The sequence below is a fragment of the Variovorax sp. Soil_C_17 genome (genome assembly GCF_057657265.1).
In genome coordinates, this window is the sequence record NZ_JBDGIT010000002.1 from 627,136 (window position 1) to 645,836 (window position 18,701).

Here is an 18,701-nt window from a genome sequence, read left to right on the forward strand (position 1 = left end):
CCCTCGCAGCCCGCCATTTGGCGATAACCCGACCAGGTGTCGCGGGTTTGTCAGCTCCTGGGTGCCGTACTCCATGGCGGCGCCTCAGCGAACGACGTGCGCGCGGTACCAATTGGCGGCCTGCATGCGCGAGGCCAGGTCGAGCCGGTCGAGGATGCGCGCCACATGCCGCTTGACGGTGTGCGGGCTCAGGTCCAGTGCCCTGGCGATCAACTTGTTGCTCTGGCCTTCGGCCAGCAATGCGAGGACTTCGAGTTCCCGGGCGCTGAGGTCTGCACCCTGTTGGGTTGCCACGGTACGCGTGCCCTCTTTTGAGCGGATCTTGAACCGCTGCGCGGTCTCAACCCAGCCGCGCAAGGTCGCCAATGCTTCGCTGGATCGAACACTACCCCATGAGGCCCGGGACAGGTCTGTCAGGCTCTGCAAGCCCGTGGTCAGGATCTCGCCCGGATTGCCGCTGGCCGCGATGCGCGCGATCAAGGGCTGCAGCGCGTGCCAGGCAGCAGCCGGCGAACCATCGGCGAGCTCAGCGAGCGCAAGCTGGGTCCGCACCGTCGCGTCGAGGCTGGTCGTGTTGAGCGTCGTCGATCTTGTCGACAGCTCGCGAAGCATCGTCAGCGCCTCGCCGACCCGTCCTTCCTGCAATGCCAACTGCGCCTTGAGGGTTTGCACGAACATCTGCATGGTGGGACTCTCATGGTCAACGTCGACCTGGAACGCAGGCAGGTGCATGCGCACGGCTTGCCAGTCTCCGATTGCGGCAGAAATTCTCACGATGACGGTCCGGAAGACCAGAGGCAAATCGCTGGAGCCGTCCAGCAAGGAAGCCTCTGCGACTATTGCGTCGCGGGTCGCGCGCACGGCCTGCTCGTCGTCGCAGATCACCTGGTAATAGGCCTTCAGTGCAAGCAGTCGAGTGCGCAAGCCCCCAGGTTGCCCTAACCACTTGGCGTCGTCTTCGATCCCCTGGAACGTGCCCTGCAGTTCGGCGAACTTGCCCTGCCAGAGAAGTACCCACCCCTCCATGAGGTTTGCGTTGGCTTGCAGTGACCAGTCCTTGTCGTCCGCAGCAGCCCTGGCGCTCTCGATCAAGCGTTGAATCTGTGCGCTCACGCCAGGCCGGCTGATGAGCGCATTGACGCGGGTCATGCAGATAAACCACAGATCGGCGCTACCGCCTTGCCGCAGCAGGTCGACCACTCTGGCAAGGCGTTGGCTGGGTCCGTCGATCGGGCCATGGTGGCCCTCGTACCAGAAGTCGAACAGTTCGGTGAGCGTCTCTGTTTCGAGATCCATCGGGCCAGAGCGGACCTCCTTGCTCAGGCGCAGGGCATCCTCCATGGAGCCGCAGAAGAAGATAGCGATCGCGTGCAGCGCCCGAGCGCGCTGCGCTTCTTCATGCCGTCCCAATGCGTCGAACCCGGCAGCAGCATGCTCCATGGCCGAGCGCACTGCACTGTATCGGTATTGCAGCCAGGCGCAACGCCCACGTGCATAGGACAGAAATGGGGAGCGTCCGGAGATATCGGCTGGAAACTGCTCGATGATGCGCATCACCTGGACGCTGTTGTCGCACGCCAGCATGTCTGCCGCCACGTTGGCCAGACCCTGCTGCGCCTCGTCCCAGGCGCCTGCGCGCAAGAACATGAGCGTGCGGCGCACGGGGTCCGCTTCGCCCTGGGCTGCGCGGCGCAGCAGCGCCGGCACCTCTTCGGGATAGAGCCGGCGCAGTTGCTCCTCGAGGAAGTCGCGGAAGAGGTCGTGCAGGCGCAGTGTCAGTTCCTCACTGTCTAGCATCGAGCTGAACAGCCGGCGGCGCCCGAGTTCGTCCAGCAATTCGGCCGCGCGCGGGTTGCCGCTGATCTGCTCGCACCGCGCCACCGTGAGTTCGGACAGCAGCGAACAGCGCAGTAGGAACGCCTGCAGTTCGCCCGGCAGGTCCTCGAAGACTTCGGTGGCCAGGTAGTCGAACAGGTGGCGGCGGCTGTACCGCGCTTCCACCGGCGCCGTGGCGGCTGACCTTTGCGTGGCTTCGAGGCTCAGGCTCAGCCCGGCGGCCCAGCCCAGGGTCCGCTCGAGCAGGCGATCTGCCTGCTCGGGGTCGTCCTCGCCCGTGGCATGGCGCCAAAGATCCTGTACTTCCTTCTTCGAGAAGCTCAGCGCGGTCTCGTCGAACTCGGCCACTTCCCGCCGCGCCCGCCAGCGCGCGAGCGCCAGCGGCGGCTCCACACGCGAGGCCATCACCAGCGTCCAGTTCGGCGGCAAGCCTTCGAGCAACTGATTCAGGAACTCGAAGACGCGCGCGTCCGCCACGGCGTGCAGGTCATCCAGCACGAGCACGCCGCCGGCTGGCGTGTCGGTGGCTTCGAGTGTGTTGAGCAAGGCCGACGCTGCCTCGCGCAGGCGGCCCTGATTCACCCGCTCGAGCAAGGCCTCTGGCGCCAGGCGCCATGGTGGATCCAGCGGCTCCAGCGCTTCGATCAGGTAGGCCAGCAGCCGCTGGAGGTCGTCGTCTTCGTCGGCGGTGAGCCAGGCCACCGCACAGCCCGCGGGAAGCCGTTGCAACTGTCGCGACAGAGCAGCCGTCTTGCCATAGCCCGCCGGCGCCACCAGAAGCACCAGCCGTCGTCTCGCCAGCGCGTCGCCGAGCTGCTGCTCGAGCTCGCTGCGCTCGATCAGGCCGCTGCGGAAACGGGGCGTCTGTATCTTGGCTCTGGCCAGGCTGGCGGACTGCATGAGCGAAATTACTATAGCGGTGCAAACAATCGTTCGTATCGCAACGGCTCCGTACCGCAGCAATCCTCCGTCAGAAGAAGACGGAAGTTCACATAAAAAGCTGCTTCAGTCTGCACCAGCGCCTTGATGCAGCCTAACGGCCAATGGCGGCCTGCACAAATCAGGGCGTCAAGCGGATGTTCGCATCCTTGATGATCCGCGCGTAGATGGCGGCGTCCGTGCGCACGACATTCTGGAACTCTTCCGGCTTGCCGCCTACCACTTGCAGCCCCAGCGCCTCGATCTTCGCCGTGACCTCAGGCAGGCGCAAGATGCGGTCGATCTCGTCCGACAGCTTCCGCACCACCGGCGCCGGCGTGCCAGCTGGCAGGAACACGCCAAACCAGCCGTACCGATCGAAGGAGTGGTAGCCGAGCTCGGCGAAGGTGGGCACGTCCGGCAAGGCGAGCATGCGCTGCGTGCCGGTCACGGCCAATGGCCGCATGGCGTTGAGATGGGTCAGGGCGTTCCCACTGTCGATGAAGGCCGAAGCGAGCTGACCGCCGATCAGATGGGTGACCAGCGGTGCGCCGCCCTGGAAGGGCACGTGCGACAGGTCGATGCCGGCCTGCATGTTCAAGAGCGCACCTTGGACATGCGAGTAGGTGCCCACGCCATAGCTGCCGAAGTTGTACTTGCCGGGATGGCGCTTCACCATCGCGACGAAGCTCTGCAGGTTGCTGGCGGGTGAGTCCAGCGGCACCGCCAGAATGTTCGGGCTGTGCGCGATCATGGTGACGGGCGCCAGGTCCTTCAACGGATCGTAGGGAAGCTTTTCCATGAGCCACGGCTGCTGGATCATCGACGAGATGGCGATAAGCACGGTATGGCCATCGGGCGGAGCTTTGGCGACCATGTTGTTGCCGAGGGTGCCGCCCGCGCCAGGGCGGTTCTCCACGATCGTGGTCTGACTCCAGGATTCCTGCAGCTTCTGCCCGATGGTGCGCGCCAGCAAGTCGGTGCTGCCGCCCGCGGTGAAGGGCACGATCAGCTTCAGCGGCCGACTTGGGTAGGGGTCTTGCGCGACGGCCTGTGCGATCAGCAGCGCCGCCAGGCCGGCTGCCACGCAGAGCCTGCGCATCATGGATGTCTTCATGGCGTGTCTCCTTCAAAGGGGCTCGCGAACTGAATGCATTGCTTCGGGTCCCGCGAAGCGAGTGCGGTACCAGGCGCCAGCCTCCATGCGCGAGGCCAGGTCGAGCCGGTCGAGGATGCGCGCCACATGGCGCTTGACGGTGTGCGGGCTCAGGTCCAGGGCACGCGCGATGAGCTTGTTGCTCTGGCTGTCGGCGAGCAACGCGAGGACCTCGAGTTCACGGGCACTGAGGCCTGCATCGTTGGCTGCCAAGGCAAGCGGGCGCTCCTGCGAGTCGGCCTTGAACTCCCGCGCGGTCTCGACCCATCGACGCAAGACCGCCAAGCCTTCCCTGGATGCCGCTGCGCCCCATGAGGCGAGCGACAGCTCACGCAGGACATGCACGCCCGTGCCCAGCACCTGGCCAACGTTGCCGCTGGTCGTCACCCGCTCTATCAAGGGGTCCAGCGCTTGCCAGGCTGCCTTCGGCGAACCAGTGGCGAGCTCGGCGAGCGCAAGCCGTGTCCGGATCATGGCATCGAGGTAGGTGGTGTCGAGCAAGGTCGACGTTTCGGACAGTTCGCGAAGGGCCGTCAAGGCCTCGCCGGTGCAGCCTTCCTCCAAGGCAAGCTGCGCATCGAAGCTGCGTACGAGAATCTGCATGCAAGGATTCTCGCGGCCGGTATCGACGTGGAGCGAGGGTAGATGCATGCGCACGGCCGGCCAGTCCTCGACGGCCGCAGAAGCCCTCACGACGATGGCGAGGAATGTCAGCGGCAGATCCCCGGAGCGCTCCATCGAGGAAGCATGCGCGGCGATGGCGTCGCACGTCGCATGCACCGCGTCCTTGTCGTCGCAGATCACCTGGTACATGACTTTCAGCGTCAGCAGCCGAATGCGCAAACTTTCCGGCTGGCCCAGCCAACGGGAGTCCTCCTCGATTCTCTGGAGCGCGGCCTTCAGCTGAGCGATCCTGCCTTGCCAGAGAAGCAGCCAGGCTTCGGTCAAATTCGCGCTGACCTGCAGGGACCAATATTTTTCGCCTGCGACCGCCCTTGCGCCGTCGGCCATGCGCTGCATCTGCGCTGTCATCCCAGGACGGCTGATGAACATGTTGACGCGGGCCATGCAGCGAACCCACAGTTCGGCGCTGCCCCCTTGCGCCAGCAGATCGATCATCGTGGCAAGCCGGTCGCTGGGGCCGTCGATCGGGCCGTGGTGGCCCTCATACCAGAAGTCGAGCAGCTCGCTGACGGTCTCCGTTTCGAGGTCCATGTGGCGGGAGCGAACAGCGTGGCCGAGGCGCCGGGCGTCCTCCATCTGGCCGCAGAAGAACATGGCCAGCGCCTGCATCGCACGCGCGCGCTGCGCGTCGTCGTGACGTCCCAGAGCGTCGAAACCCGTCGCCGCATGCTCCATCAGCGACCGTACCGTGCCGTACTGGTAATGCGGCCAGGCGCACAGGCCCCGGACATAGGCCAGCAGGGGCGATTGCGCCCGGATGTCGGCAGGAAACTGTTCGATGAGCCGCACCAACTGGGTATCTTCGTCGCAGGCCAGCATGTCTGCCGTCGCGTCGGCAAGGCTGCGCTCAGCGTGGTCCCAGGCACCTGCGCGCAAGTACAGGAGCATGCGGCGGACAGGGGCGCCCTCGCTCTGGGCAGCGAGTCTGAGCAGTTCCGGCACTTCCTCGGGACGGGTCCTGCGCAGGCGCTCCTCCAGGAAGTCGCGAAAGAGATCGTGCAGCCGCAGGGTCAGCTCCTCGCCGTCGAGCACGGAGGCGAACAGCCGGCGGCGCTCGATGTCGTCCAGCAGCACGGCCGCGCGCGGATTGCCGCTGACCTGCTTGCAGCGCGCCACGGTGAGTTCGGGAAGCACCGAGCAGCGCAGAAGAAATGTCTGCAGTTCGGCGGGCAGCTGTTCGAGGACCTCGGTGGCCAGGTAGTCGAACAGGTGGCGGCGGTTGTGCCACACGTTCTTGGGCGCCGTCGCGGCCGAACGTTCCGATGCGCCCAGGCTCAGGCAGAGCCCGGCCGCCCAGCCCTGAGTCCGGTCCAACAGCAGCCCGGCTTGCTCGGGGTCGTCCCGGCCCGTGGCGTGCAGCCACAAGGCTTGCACGTCTTTCCTGGAGAAGCCCAGGGTGGTTTCGTCGAACTCGGCCACTTCTCGCCGTGCACGCCAGCGCGGCAGCGGCAGGGAAGGCTCCACGCGCGACGCGATCACCAACGTCCAGTTCTGTGGCAGGCCGTCGAGCAGATGGCCCAGGAACTGAAGGCGCGAGCGTCCGCGACGGTGTGCAGGTCGTCCAGCACGATCAGGCCACGGGCGACATCGGTGGCTTCGAGCGCGCCGAGCAAGGCGGACGCGGTCTCGCGCAGCCGGCCTTGCGCCACCAGATCGAGCAAGGCCTCGGGGGCCAGGCGCCAAGGTGGGTCCAGGGGCTCCAGGGCTTCGATCAGGTGCGCGAGAAGCCGTTGGAGATCGTCTTCCTCGTCGGTGGTCAGCCAGGCAACGGCGCAGTCTGAAGGGAGCCGCTGCAGCTGACGCGACAGCGCAGCCGTCTTGCCGTAGCCTGCGGGCGCGATCAGAAGCACCAGGCGCCGGCTCGCCAGTGCCTCGCCGAGTTGCTGTTCGAGTTCGCTGCGCTCGATCAGGCCGCCGCGAAAGCGCGGCGCCTGGATCTTCGGTCTGGCAACGCTGACGGACTGCATGGGTCAGCCGGACTATAGCCCTGCAAACCATCGATTGCGACAACGGGCACAGCCCCTGCGACGAAGAAGCATCAGCCACCAAAACGAGCGCGGTACCAACCGGCCGCCTGCATGCGCGAGGCCAGGTCGAGCCGGTCGAGAATGCGCGCCACATGCCGCTTGACCGTGTGCGGGCTCAGGTCCAGGGCCCGCGCGATCAGCTTGTTGCTCTGGCCGTCGGCCAGCAGCGCGAGAACCTCCAGTTCCCGGGCGCTCAGGCCGGCATCGAGGGCTGCCGAGGCAAGCGGCTTCTCGCGCAAGCCAGCCTTGAATAGTCGCGCGGTCTCGATCCACTGGCGCAAGGCCGCCAGCTTTTCCCTGGATGCGGCGCTGCCCCATGAGGCGTGCGACAGCTCTGTCAGACCCTGCATGCCGGTGACCAGGACCTGGCCGACATTGCCGCTGGCCGCGACCCGCTCGATCAACGGCTCCAGCGCTCGCCAGGCTGCAGTCGGCGAACCAGCGGCGAGTTCGGCGCGTGCCAGCCATGTCCTGACGACAGCATCGAGGAACATCGTGTCGAACTCTGCGGACTTTGTTGCCAGTTCGCGAAGCGCAGCCCGGGCATCTTCGACGCACCGCCCTTCCTCCAACGCCAGCTGCGCCTCGACGCTGCGCATGAACATCCGCATGCAGGGGCTCTCATGGCCGGTCTGGAGCTTGAGTACAGGCAAGTGCGTGCGCACGGCCGCCCAGTCGCCGACTGCGGCAGAGGCCCTCACGACGATGGAAAGGTACTGCAGGGGCAGGTCGCTGCTCTGGTCCAGGAAGGAAGCATGCGCGGCCATGGTGTCGCGGGTCTCGCGCACGGCATCCCTGTCGTCGCAGATCAATTGGTGGTTGACCTTCAGAGTCAGCAGCCGAAGGCGCAGACCCGCGGGCTGGCCCAGCCAGCGGGAGTCTTCCTCGATCCCTTGGAGCGCAGTCTCCAGCTCGGCGATCCTTCCTTGCCAGAGATGCAGCCAGGCTTCCATCAGGTTCGCATTGGATTGCAGGGACCAGTGTCCGTCGCCCGTGGCTTCCTTGGCCCCTTGGACCATGCGCTGAATCTGTGCGCTCACGCCGGGGCGGCTGCTGAACATGTTGACCCGGGGCATGCAGCGAAACCAGAGTTCTGCGCTGCCTCCCCGCGCAAGCAGGTCGACCACCTTGGCAAGGTGCTTGCCAGGTCCGTCGATGGGGCCGTGGTGGCCCTCGTACCAGAAGTCGAGCAACTCGCTGAGCGTCTCTGTTTCGAGGTCCATGGGCCGGGCGCGCACAGCATCGCTCAGGCACCGGGCATCCTCCAGTCGGCCGCAGAAGAGCAGGGCGAGCGCCTGCATCGCCCGCGCACGCTGGGCGTCGTCGTGCCTCCCCTGTGCGTCGAAGATGGCCGCGGCATGGCTCATGAGCGGCCGTACCGTGCCGTACTGGTAGCGCGGCCACGCGCACAGGCCGCGGACATAGGCCAGCAAGGGCGAGCATTCCTGGATGTCGGCCGGGAACTGCTCGATGATGCGAAGCACCTGGGCGCCGTTGTCGCCGGCCAGCATGACTGGCGTCGCGTCGGCGAGGCTCTGCTGCGCATCGTCCCAGGCGCCCGCGCGCAGAAACATGAGCGTGCGGCGCACAGGGTCTGTTTCGCCTTGGGCGGTAAGGCGCAGCAGCGCGGGCATTTGATCAGGATGGGTCCTGCGCAGGCGCTCCTCCAGGAAGTCGCGAAAGAGATCGTGCAGCCGCAGGGTCAGCTCCTCGCCGTCGAGCACGGAGGCGAACAGCCGGCGGCGCTCGATGTCGTCCAGCAGCACGGCCGCGCGCGGATTGCCGCTGACCTGCTTGCAGCGCGCCACGGTGAGTTCGGGAAGCACCGAGCAGCGCAGAAGAAATGTCTGCAGTTCGGCGGGCAGCTGTTCGAGGACCTCGCTGGCCAGGTAGTCGAACAGGTGGCGGCGGTTGTGCCACACGTTCTTGGGCGCCGTTGCGGCCGAACGTTGCGATGCACCCAGGCTCAGGCAGAGCCCGGCCGCCCAGCCCTGAGTCCGGTCCAACAGCAGCCCGGCTTGCTCGGGGTCGTCCCGCCCCGTGGCGTGCAGCCACAAGGCTTGCACGTCTTTCCTGGAGAAGCCCAGGGTGGTTTCGTCGAACTCGGCCACTTCTCGCCGTGCACGCCAGCGCGGCAGCGGCAGGGAAGGCTCCACGCGCGACGCGATCACCAACGTCCAGTTCTGCGGCAGGCCGTCGAGCAGATGGCCCAGGAACTCGAAGGCGCGAGCGTCCGCGACGGTGTGCAGGTCGTCCAGCACGATCAGGCCACGGGCGACATCGGTGGCTTCGAGCGCGCCGAGCAAGGCGGATGCGGTCTCGCGCAGCCGGCCTTGCGCCACCAGATCGAGCAGGGCCTCGGGGGCCAGGCGCCAAGGTGGGTCCAGGGGCTCCAGGGCTTCGATCAGGTGCGCGAGAAGCCGTTGGAGATCGTCTTCCTCGTCGGTGGTCAGCCAGGCAACGGCGCAGTCTGAAGGGAGCCGCTGCAGCTGACGCGACAGCGCAGCCGTCTTGCCGTAGCCTGCGGGCGCGATCAGAAGCACCAGGCGCCGGCTCGCCAATGCCTCGCCGAGTTGCTGTTCGAGTTCGCTGCGCTCGATCAGGCCGCCGCGAAAGCGCGGCGCCTGGATCTTCGGTCTGGCAACGCTGACGGACTGCATGGGTCAGCCGGACTATAGCCCTGCAAACCATCGATTGCGACAACGGGCACAGCCCCTGCGACGAAGAAGCATCAGCCACCAAAACGAGCGCGGTACCAACCGGCCGCCTGCATGCGCGAGGCCAGGTCGAGCCGGTCGAGGATGCGCGCCACATGGCGCTTGACCGTGTGCGGGCTCAGGTCCAGGGCCCGCGCGATCAGCTTGTTGCTCTGGCCGTCGGCCAGCAGCGCGAGAACCTCCAGTTCCCGGGCGCTCAGGCCTGCGTCGCTCGCCGCCGCGGCATGCGGCCGTTCACGGGCGCCGGCCTTGAATCGCCGAGCGATCTCGACACACTGGCGCAAGGCGGCCAGCCCTTCATGTGAGGCAGCTCCATTCCAAGGGGCGAGCGAAAGTTCGGTCAGGCTCTGCACACCCGTGGCGAGGAGCTGGCCGATACTGCCGCTCGCCACCGACTGTTCGATCAAGGGCTCCAGCGCTCGCCATGCCGCCGTCGGCGAACCACAGGCGAGCTCTGTGAGCGCAAGTCGTGTACGGATCATGGCTTCGAGGAACATCGTGTCGACCGCAGCCGATGGCGCGGCCAGCTCGCGAAGAGTCGCCAGCGCCTCGCTCGGGCGTCCCTCGTGCAATGCCAGTTGCGCCTTGAAGCTGCGTATGAACATCTGCAAGTTGGGGTTGTCAAGGCCGATCTCGACCTCCAGCGCCGGCAGGAGCTTGCGCACGGACGGCCAATCCCCGATCGCGGCAGAAACCCTGACCGCAATGGCCAACGATGCCAGAGGCAGATCGCTGGCCGGGTCCAGCAAGGAGGCATGTGCGGCAATGGCGTCGCGCGTCTCCTGCACGGCGGCCTTGTCATCGCAGATGATCTGGTAGTTGACCTTCAGCGTCAGCAGTCGAATGCGTGAACCCATGGGCTGACCCAGCCACTTGGAATCTTCCTCCAGCATTTGGAACGCGCGCTCGAGCTCGGCAATCCTGCCTTGCCAGAAAAGCAGCCAGCCCTCCATCAGGTTCGCGCTGGCCTGCAGGGACCAGTGCCCGTCGCCGCCCATGGACCTGGCGCCGTGGATCATTCGCTGCATTTGCGCTGTCACCCCGGGCCGGCTGATGAACACGTTGATGCGGGGCATGCAGCGAATCCACAATTCGGCGCTGCCCCTGCGCTCCAACAAGTCGACCAACTTGGCCAGGTGATTGCCCGGTCCGTCGCGCGGGCCGTGGCGGCCCTCGTACCAGAAATCGAGCAATTCGCAGAGCGCCTCGGTTTCGACGTCCATGGGCCGCGAGCGAACCGTCTGGATCAGGTGCCGGGCCTCGTTCATCTGGCCGCAGAAGAACATGGCCAGTGCCCGCATCGCCTTCGCCCGCTGCGCGTCGTCATGCCGGCCCATCGCGTCGAAGCCGGCCGCGGCATGTGACATGGCCGACCTGACGGCGCCGTACTGGTAGTGCGGCCAGGCGCACAGGCCCCGGACATAGGCCAACAGAGGCGAGTCGGCCTGGATCTGGGCAGGAAACTGACCCACCATGCGAATCACCTGGGTGCCCTCGTCGCGGGCCAGCATCTCGGGTGTGGCGTCGGCGAGATGCTGCTGCGCTTCGTCCCAGGCGCCTGCACGCAAATACATGAGGGTGCGGCGAACGGGGTCGGTCTCGCCCGCGGCCGAGCGGCCCAGCAGCGTGGGGACCTCTTTGGGGTGGACCCTGCGGAGTCGCTCCTCCAGAAAGTCGCGAAAGAGGTTGTGCAGGCGCAGGGTCAGTTCCTCGCCGTCGAGTATCGACGTGAACAGCCGGCGGCGCGCGAGGTCCTCGAGCAATCGGGCCGTGCGAGGATCGCCCGTGACCTGCTCGCAGCGTCGCACCGTGAGTTCGGGAAGCAGCGAGCAGCGCAGAAGAAATTCCTGCAGTTCGCCCGGCAAATCTTCGAAGACTTCGCTGGCGAGGTATTCGAACAGGCGGCGGCGGTTTTGCCAGACATTTTTGGGCGCCGCGGCGGCCGATCGTTCCGGGGCCTCGAGGCTCAGGCAAAGCCCGGCGGCCCAGCCCTGGGTGCGGTCGAACAGGCGCTCTGCCTGCTCGGGCTCGTCTCGTCCCGTGGCATGGCGCCACAGCTTTTGCACTTCCTTCCTCGAGAAGCCGAGGGTCGTCTCGTCAAACTCGGCCACCTCACGCTGCGCGCGCCAGCGCCCCAGTGCCAGTGGTGGCTCCACGCGGGACGCAATGACGAGCGTCCAGCTCTGTGGCAGCCCTTCGATCAGGTGGCCCAGGAACTCGAACACGCGGGCGTCGGCCGCTGCATGCAGGTCGTCCAGCACGATCACGCCATGCGCCGTGTCCGTGGCTTCGATCGCGTCCAGCAAGGCGGATGCCGCCTCGCGCAGCTTGCCTTGGGCCACCAGCTCGAGCAAGGCCTCGGGAGCATGGCGCCATGGAGGATCCAGGGGTTCCAGCGCTTCGATCAGGTGAGAGAGCAAGCGCTGGAGATCGTCTTCGTCATCCGCCGTGAACCAGGCGACCGCGCAACCTTGAGGAAGCTGAGGTAGCTGGCGCGACAGCGCGGCCGTCTTGCCGTAGCCCGCCGGGGCTACGAGAAGCACCAGGCGGCAATTGATGAGTGCATCGCCCAGTTGATGTTCGAGCTCGCTGCGCTCGATCAGGCCGCCTCGGAAGCGCGGCGTCTGGATCTTCGCTCTGGCAAGACTGGCGGACTGCATCAGAATGCCGGACTATAGCCCTGCAAACAATTGCTTGCGATAACGTTTACAGCGGCTGCGGCAGGGGTCCTGGCGACGAAAGGTGCGCGGTACCCGCCTGCATCCCATCATTTGCGACAACGGGCACAGCCCCTTTAGCCACGCGAGCGGTACCAATCGGCGGCCTGCATCCGCGAAGCCAGGTCGAGCCGGTCGAGAATGCGCGCCACATGCCGCTTGACCGTGTGCGGGCTCAGGTCCAGGGCCCGCGCGATCAGCTTGTTGCTCTGGCCGTCGGCGAGCAGCGCAAGAACCTCCAGTTCCCGGGCGCTGAGGCCTGCGTCGTTGCCTGCCGAGGCACGCGGCTTCTCATGCGAGGCGGCCTTGATCCGCCGTGCAATTTCGGTCCATCGGCGCAACGCGGCCAAGCCTTCCTTGGGGGCCGCACTTCCCCACGAGGCAAGCGACAGCTCGGTCAGGCTCTGCACGCCGGTGACCAGGGCCTGGCCCACGTTGCCGCTGGCTTCGATGCGCGCGACCAACGGCTCCAGCGCCCGCCACGCAGCTGCCGGCAAGCCGTCGGCGAGTTCGGCGAGCGCAAGCCGTGTCCGGACCGTCGCATCGAGGCTGTTCGTGTCGAACAAGGTCGATCGGGCAACCAGGTCGCGAAGGCTGGTGAGCGCTTCGCCGATGCGTCCATCCTGGAGCGCCAGCTGCGCCTGGAGGGTTCGCAGGAACATCTGCATGCTGGGGTTTTCCTGGCCGGCCTGGAGCTGGAGCGCGGGCAAGTGCATGCGCACGGCCGGCCAGTCGCCGATGGCCGCGGAAGCCCTCACGGCGACGGCAAGGTATTGCAGCGGCAGTTCGCCGAGGCGCTCCAGCAAGGAGGCATGCGCGACGATGTCGTCGCGGGTCGCACGCACGGCGTCCCTGTCATCGCAGGCGAGCTGATACATCACCTTCAGCGTGAGCAGTCGGATTCGCAGCCCCGCGGGTTGGCCCAGCCACTGCGAATCGTCCTCGATGCGCTGCAGCGCGGCCTCCAGCTCGGCGAACCTGGCTTGCCAGAGCAGCAGCCAGGCTTCGGTCAGGTTGGCGCTGGCCTGCAAGGACCAGTGGCCGTCGCCCGTGGCGGCCCTGGCGCCGTCGACCATGCGCCTGATCTGCACGCTGACGCCCGGGCGGCTGATGAGCATGTTGACGCGGGTGATGCAGCGAAACCACAAGTCGGCGCTGCCTCCTTGCACCAGCAGATCGACGACCCTGGCCAGGCGGCGCCCGGGCCCCTCGACCGGGCCGTGGTAGGCCTCGTACCAGAAGTCGAGCAGCTCGCTGAGCGTCTCGGTTTCGAGGTTCATGGGCTGGGAGCGGACCCGCTGACTCAAGCGCCGTGCATCCGCCATGCGGCCGCAGAAAATCATGGCCAGCGCCTGCACGGCCCGCGCGCGCTGCGCGTCGTCGTGCTGCCCCAGCGCGTCGAAGCCGGCGGCGGCATGCTCCATCGCCGTGCGGACCGCGCCGTACTGGTAATGCGGCCAGGCGCACAGTCCACGGACATAGGCCAGCAGGGGCGACCGGGCCTGGAGCTCGGCGGGGAACTGCTCGACGATGCGAATCACCTGCGCGTCCTTGTCGCCGGCCAGCATGTCCGGCGTCGCGTCGGCCAGGTCCTGCTGCGCCTCTTCCCACGCGCCCGCGCGCAGGTACATGAGCGTGCGGCGCAGGGGGTCTGTCTCGCCCTGGGCGGCCAGGCGCAGCAATCCCGGCATGTCCTCGGGATGGAGCCGGCGCAGGCGCTCCTCCAGAAAGTCGCGGAAGAGGTCGTGCAGGCGCAGGGTCAGCTCCTCGCTGTCGAGCACCGACGTGAACAACCGGCGGCGCTCCAGATCCTCCAGCAGTGCGGCCGCATTCGGATTGCCGCTGAGCTGCTCGCAGCGCGGCACGGTGAGTTCGGACAGCAGCGAGCAGCGCAGCAGGAACTCCTGCAGTTCGCCCGGCAGGTCTTCGAAGACTTCGCTGGCCAGGTATTCGAAGAGATGGCGGCGGTTGTGCCAGACGCCTCTTGGTGCCGTGGCGTTGGACCGTTCCGAGACTTCGAGGCTCAGGCAGAGCCCGGCGGCCCAGCCCTGGGTGCGGTCGAGCAGGCGCTCGGCCTGCTCCGGATCGTCGTACCCGGTGGCGTGGCGCCACAGGGCCTGCACTTCCTTCCTGGAGAAGCCCAGGGTGGTCTCGTCGAACTCGGCCACCTCGCGCCGCGCGCGCCAACGCCCCAGCGCCAAGGGGGGCTCCACGCGCGACGCGATGACGAGTGTCCAGTTCTGCGGCAAGCCGTCGAGCAGATGGCCCAGGAACTCGAAGACGCGCGCATCGGCAACCGCATGCAGGTCGTCCAGCACGATCACGCCGTTGGTGACGTCGGTGGCTTCGAGCGCGCCGAGCAGGGCGGACACGGTCTCGCGCAGCCGGCCCTGGGCCACCAGCTCGGTCAAGGCCTCGGGAGCCAGGCGCCACGGCGGGTCGAGCGGTTCCAGCGCCTCGATCAGGTGAGAGAGCAGCCGCTGCAGATCGTCTTCTTCGTCTGTCGTGAGCCAGGCGACCGCGCAGCCTGGAGGAAGCTGCTGCAACTGCCGTGACAGCGCGGCCGTCTTGCCGTAGCCCGCGGGCGCCACGAGAAGAACCAGGCGGCGGTTGATGAGTGCGTCGCCCAGTTGATGTTCGAGCTCGCTGCGCTCGATCAGGCCGCTGCGGAAGCGGGGCGTCTGGATCTTGGCTCGGGCCAGGCTGGCGGATTGCATGGAAGGCCGGACTATAGCTCTGCAAACGATTGTTTGCGATAACGATCACAGCCCCTGCCATAGGGGGCATGTTTCAGGTGCCCAAACGTGTGCGGTACCACTGGGCGGCCTGCATGCGCGAGGCCAGATCGAGCCGGTCGAGGATGCGCGCGACGTGGCGCTTGACGGTGTGCGGGCTGAGGTCCAGGGCGCGGGCGATCAGCTTGTTGCTTTGGCCGTCGGCGAGCAGTCCGAGGACTTCGAGTTCCCGGGCACTGAGGCCGGCGTCGTTGGCTGTCGAAGCACGTGGCTTCTCGTGTGAGCCGGCCTGGAAACGCCTTGCAGTTTCCACCCAATGGCGCAGGGTTGCCACCCCTTCGCGGGGGGCGGCATCTCCCCATGAGGCGAGCGACAGGTCGGTCAGAACCTGGGTACCCATCACCAGGGCCTGGCCGACGTTGCCGCTTGCCTGCACCCGATCGATCAAGGGCTGCAGTGCTCGCCAGGCTGCCGTCGGTGACCCATCGGCGAGTTCGGCCAGCGCAAGCTGTGTCCGGACCGTGGCATCGACGCTGTTGGTGTCGAGCAGGGCCGATTTCTTCGCCAGTTCGCGAAGCGTCGTCAGGGCCTCGCCGATGTGCCCCTCGTGCAATGCCAGCTGCGCCTTGAAGCAGCGCAGGGCCATCTGCATGCCGGGGTTCTCATGACCGACCTCGAGGTCGAGCGTTGGCACGTGCATGCGCACGGTCGGCCAGTCTCCGATTGCGGCCGAGGCCTTCACGACGGTGCCACGAAATATCAGCGCCAGATCGCTGGCGCGGTCGACCATGGAAGCATATGCGGCGATGGCGTCGCACGTTGCGCGCACGGCATCCTTGTCGTCGCAGATCACCTGGTAGTAGACCTTCAGCGTCAGCATGCGGATGAGCAAACCCGCGGGCTGGCCCAGCCACTGCGAATCTTCTTCGATCCTTTGAAAAGCGCCCTCGAGTTCGGCAATCCTGCCTTGCCAGAGATACAGCCAGCCCTCCAGCATGTTCACGCTGGCTTGCAGGGACCAGTGCCCTTCGCCGGTGGCCGCCCTGGCGCCGTGAACCATGCGTTGAATCTGGGCGCTCACGCCGGGGCGGCTGATGATCATGTTGACGCGGGGCGTGCAGCGAAACCACAGTTCCGCGCTGCCGATCTGCATGAGCAGATCGACCATCCTGGCAAGGCGATTGCCGGGCCCTTCGAGCGGACCGTGCCGGGTCTCGTACCAGAAGTCGAGCAGTTCGCTGAGGGTCTCGGTTTCGAGATCCATGGATCGGGAACGAACCACCTGGCTCAGGCGCCGCGCAGCTTCCAGGTCGCCGCAGAACAGCGTGGCCAAGGCCTGCATCGCTCTCGCGCGCTGGGCGTCGTGGTGCCTCCCCAGCGCATCGAAACCGGCCGCGGCATGCTCCATCGTCGACCGCACAGAACCGTACTGATAGTGCGGCCAGGCACACCAGCCCCGGACATAGGCCAACACGGGCGATTGGGCCTGGACGTCGGCGGGAAACTGCTCGACGAGGCGAATCACCTGGACGCCTTTGTCGCGGGCCAGCATGTCCGCTGTTGCCTCGATCAGACCCTGCTGCGCGTCGTCCCAGGCACCGGCGCGCAGGAACAGGGTTGTGCGGCGGACAGGGTCCTCCTCGACCTGGGCAGCGCGGCGCAGCAGTGCCGGCACCTCATCGGGGTGGAGCCGGCGCAGATGCTCCTCGAGAAAGTCGCGAAAAAGATCGTGCAGGCGCAGCGTCAAGGCCTCGCTGTCGAGCACGGAGATGAACAGGCGGCGGCGTTCGATGTCCTCCAGCAGTTCAGCCGCGCGCGGGTTGCCGCTCACGTGCCTGCAGCCCGGCACCGTGAGTTCCGGGAGGACCGAGCAGCGCAGGAGAAACGCCTGCAAGTCGGCCGGGAGATCTTCGAGAACTTCGTTGGCCAGATACTCGAACAGGTGGCGGCGGTTATGCCAGACGCCCTTGGGCATCGTCGCGGCCGTCCGTTGCGATGTCTCGAGGCTCAGGCAAAGCCCGGCGGCCCAGCCCTGGGTCCGGTCGAGCAGGCGCGCAGCCTGTTCGGGATCATCCCGCCCGGTGGCATGGCGCCACAGATCCTCGACCTCCTTTCCGGAAAAGCCCAAGGTCGTTTCGTCGAACTCGGCCACTTCGCGCCGCGCGCGCCAGCGCCCCAGCGCCAGCGGCGGCTCCAGGCGCGTCGCGATCACGAGCGTCCAGTTGTGCGGCAGGCCGTCCAGCAAATGGCTCAGGAACTCGAACACCCGTGCATCCGCGACGGTGTGCAGGTCGTCCAGCACGATCACGGCACCAGCCGGTGTGTCGGTGGCTTCGAGCGTGCCGGCCAATGCGGACGCCGCCTCGCGCAGCCTCCCGTGTGCCACCAGCTCTGAAAGGGCCTCGGCTGCCAGCCGCCATGGCGGATCCAAAGGTTCCAGCGCCTCGATCAAATGGGAGAGAAATCTTTCCAGGTCGTCCTCTTCGTCCGCGGTGAGCCAGGCGACGGCACGGGCTGGAGGAAGGCGCTGCAGCTGGCGCGACAGGGCGGCCGTCTTGCCATAGCCTGCGGGCGCCACGAGCAGGACCACGCGCCGGCTCGCCAGCGCATTGCCGAGTTGCTCCTCGAGCTCGCTGCGCTCGATCAGCCCCCTGCGGAAGCGGGGCGCCTGGATCTTGGCTCTGGCAAGACTGACGGACTGCATGGGTGAAGCTCACTATAGCGCTGCGAGCCATGGCGCGGCCGTGTCCGCGCTGCAACAGTTGACCGGCACCACCGGCTGGGAGTGAAACTGCTGGGCGCCTGGATGAACGCGGGTTATTCCCTGCGGCCCAAGCGACGCGCGATCTGTAAAACTCGGCGCCCATGCCTCAAGAGGAATCCAGCATGCGATTTCCTTCCTTTGCCTCCGTCCGCACTGCCTTTGTCATCGCCGCTGTCGGGGCGCTGCTGCTCGCCGCAAGGCCCGCAATCTCGCAGGGCAGCTGGCCGGACAAGCCTGTGCGCCTTGTCGTTCCCTTCCCGCCCGGCGGTACCACCGACATTCTCGCGCGCGTGATGGCGCCGGAATTGTCCAAGGCCTTCGGCCAGCAGTTCATCGTCGAGCACCACGCAGGCGCCGGTGGCAACGTGGGAACGGAGATTGTCGCCAAGTCGCCCAACGACGGCTACACGCTGGTGATGGGCACCGTGGGCACGCATGGGATCAACCGCGCGCTCTACCGCAAGCTTTCCTACGACCCGATCAAGGACTTCTCGCCGATCACGCTCGTGGCGGCAGTGCCGAACGTGATGGAAATGAATGCCGAGAAGGCGAAGGCGCTCAGCATCGACAGCGTGGCGGACTTCATCGAGTACGCCAAGGCCAACCCGGGCAAGCTCAACATGGCCTCGGGCGGCAATGGGACCTCGATCCACCTGGCCGGCGAGCTTTTCAAGACCATGACCGGCACCTTCATGATCCACATCCCCTACCGGGGCTCGGGCCCGGCGCTGCTGGACCTGGTGAGCGGCAATGCCGACGTGATGTTCGATAACCTGCCCGCTTCGATACAGCAAATCAGGGCCGGCAAGCTCAAGGCGCTGGCCGTCACCAGCGCGCAGCGATCCCCGGCCTTGCCCGACGTGCCCACGGTGGAGGAGGTCGGAGGCCCCGCGCTCAAGGGCTACGAGGCGAGTTCGTGGTTCGGCCTGCTCGCGCCCGCCGGCACGCCGAAGGAGATCGTGACCCGCATCCAGCAGGAGGTCGCCAAGGCACTGGGCACCCCGGCCATCAAGGAGAGATTGCTGGCCCAAGGCGCGATCCCGAGCGGGAACACGCCGGCCGAGTTCGCCAAGCTGATCGACAGCGAACACATCAAGTGGGCGAAGGTGGTGAAGGCTTCGGGCGCGAACGTGGATTGAGGCGCTGG

Annotated in this window: 9 protein-coding genes; 1 reads left to right on the forward strand and 8 read right to left on the reverse strand. The window is 66.7% G+C overall.

Annotated elements, in window-relative coordinates; genetic code table 11:
* Positions 1–84: 84 nt before the first annotated feature.
* From AC3A6Y_RS11565 to AC3A6Y_RS11600, 8 genes are all read right to left on the reverse strand, one after another.
* Entirely contained in the window at positions 85–2,736 is a 2,652-nt protein-coding gene (locus AC3A6Y_RS11565) for a winged helix-turn-helix domain-containing protein (protein ID WP_487868363.1), read from the reverse strand.
* A gap of 160 nt (positions 2,737–2,896) precedes the next feature.
* Positions 2,897–3,871 carry a Bug family tripartite tricarboxylate transporter substrate binding protein gene (locus AC3A6Y_RS11570; RefSeq protein ID WP_487868364.1) on the reverse strand — a complete coding sequence of 325 codons (975 nt, stop codon included), beginning with the start codon at positions 3,869–3,871 and terminating at the stop codon, positions 2,897–2,899.
* 12 nt (positions 3,872–3,883) lie between these two features.
* Positions 3,884–6,058, reverse strand: a complete 2,175-nt coding sequence (locus tag AC3A6Y_RS11575) for a helix-turn-helix transcriptional regulator (RefSeq protein WP_487868365.1) — start codon at positions 6,056–6,058, stop codon at positions 3,884–3,886.
* 11 nt (positions 6,059–6,069) lie between these two features.
* Entirely contained in the window at positions 6,070–6,561 is a 492-nt protein-coding gene (locus AC3A6Y_RS11580) for an AAA family ATPase (protein WP_487868366.1), read from the reverse strand.
* A 71-nt stretch (positions 6,562–6,632) separates the two neighbouring features.
* The gene (locus tag AC3A6Y_RS11585; RefSeq protein ID WP_487868367.1) at positions 6,633–9,281 is read right to left on the reverse strand and encodes a winged helix-turn-helix domain-containing protein; all 2,649 of its coding nucleotides are present in this window, start codon (positions 9,279–9,281) and stop codon (positions 6,633–6,635) included.
* Between the two features lie 71 nt (positions 9,282–9,352).
* On the reverse strand, positions 9,353–11,998 hold the full coding sequence (locus tag AC3A6Y_RS11590) for a helix-turn-helix transcriptional regulator (RefSeq protein ID WP_487868368.1): 2,646 nt from the start codon (positions 11,996–11,998) through the stop codon (positions 9,353–9,355).
* Between the two features lie 134 nt (positions 11,999–12,132).
* The gene (locus AC3A6Y_RS11595) at positions 12,133–14,772 is read right to left on the reverse strand and encodes a helix-turn-helix transcriptional regulator (RefSeq protein ID WP_487868369.1); all 2,640 of its coding nucleotides are present in this window, start codon (positions 14,770–14,772) and stop codon (positions 12,133–12,135) included.
* Positions 14,773–14,845: 73 nt separating this feature from the next.
* The gene (locus AC3A6Y_RS11600) at positions 14,846–17,494 is read right to left on the reverse strand and encodes a helix-turn-helix transcriptional regulator (protein ID WP_487868370.1); all 2,649 of its coding nucleotides are present in this window, start codon (positions 17,492–17,494) and stop codon (positions 14,846–14,848) included.
* A 182-nt stretch (positions 17,495–17,676) separates the two neighbouring features.
* On the opposite strand from AC3A6Y_RS11600, the gene AC3A6Y_RS11605 reads away from it, so the two are divergent.
* Positions 17,677–18,693, forward strand: coding sequence for a Bug family tripartite tricarboxylate transporter substrate binding protein (locus AC3A6Y_RS11605; protein ID WP_487868371.1), 1,017 nt, complete (start codon positions 17,677–17,679; stop codon positions 18,691–18,693).
* Positions 18,694–18,701: the final 8 nt, after the last annotated feature.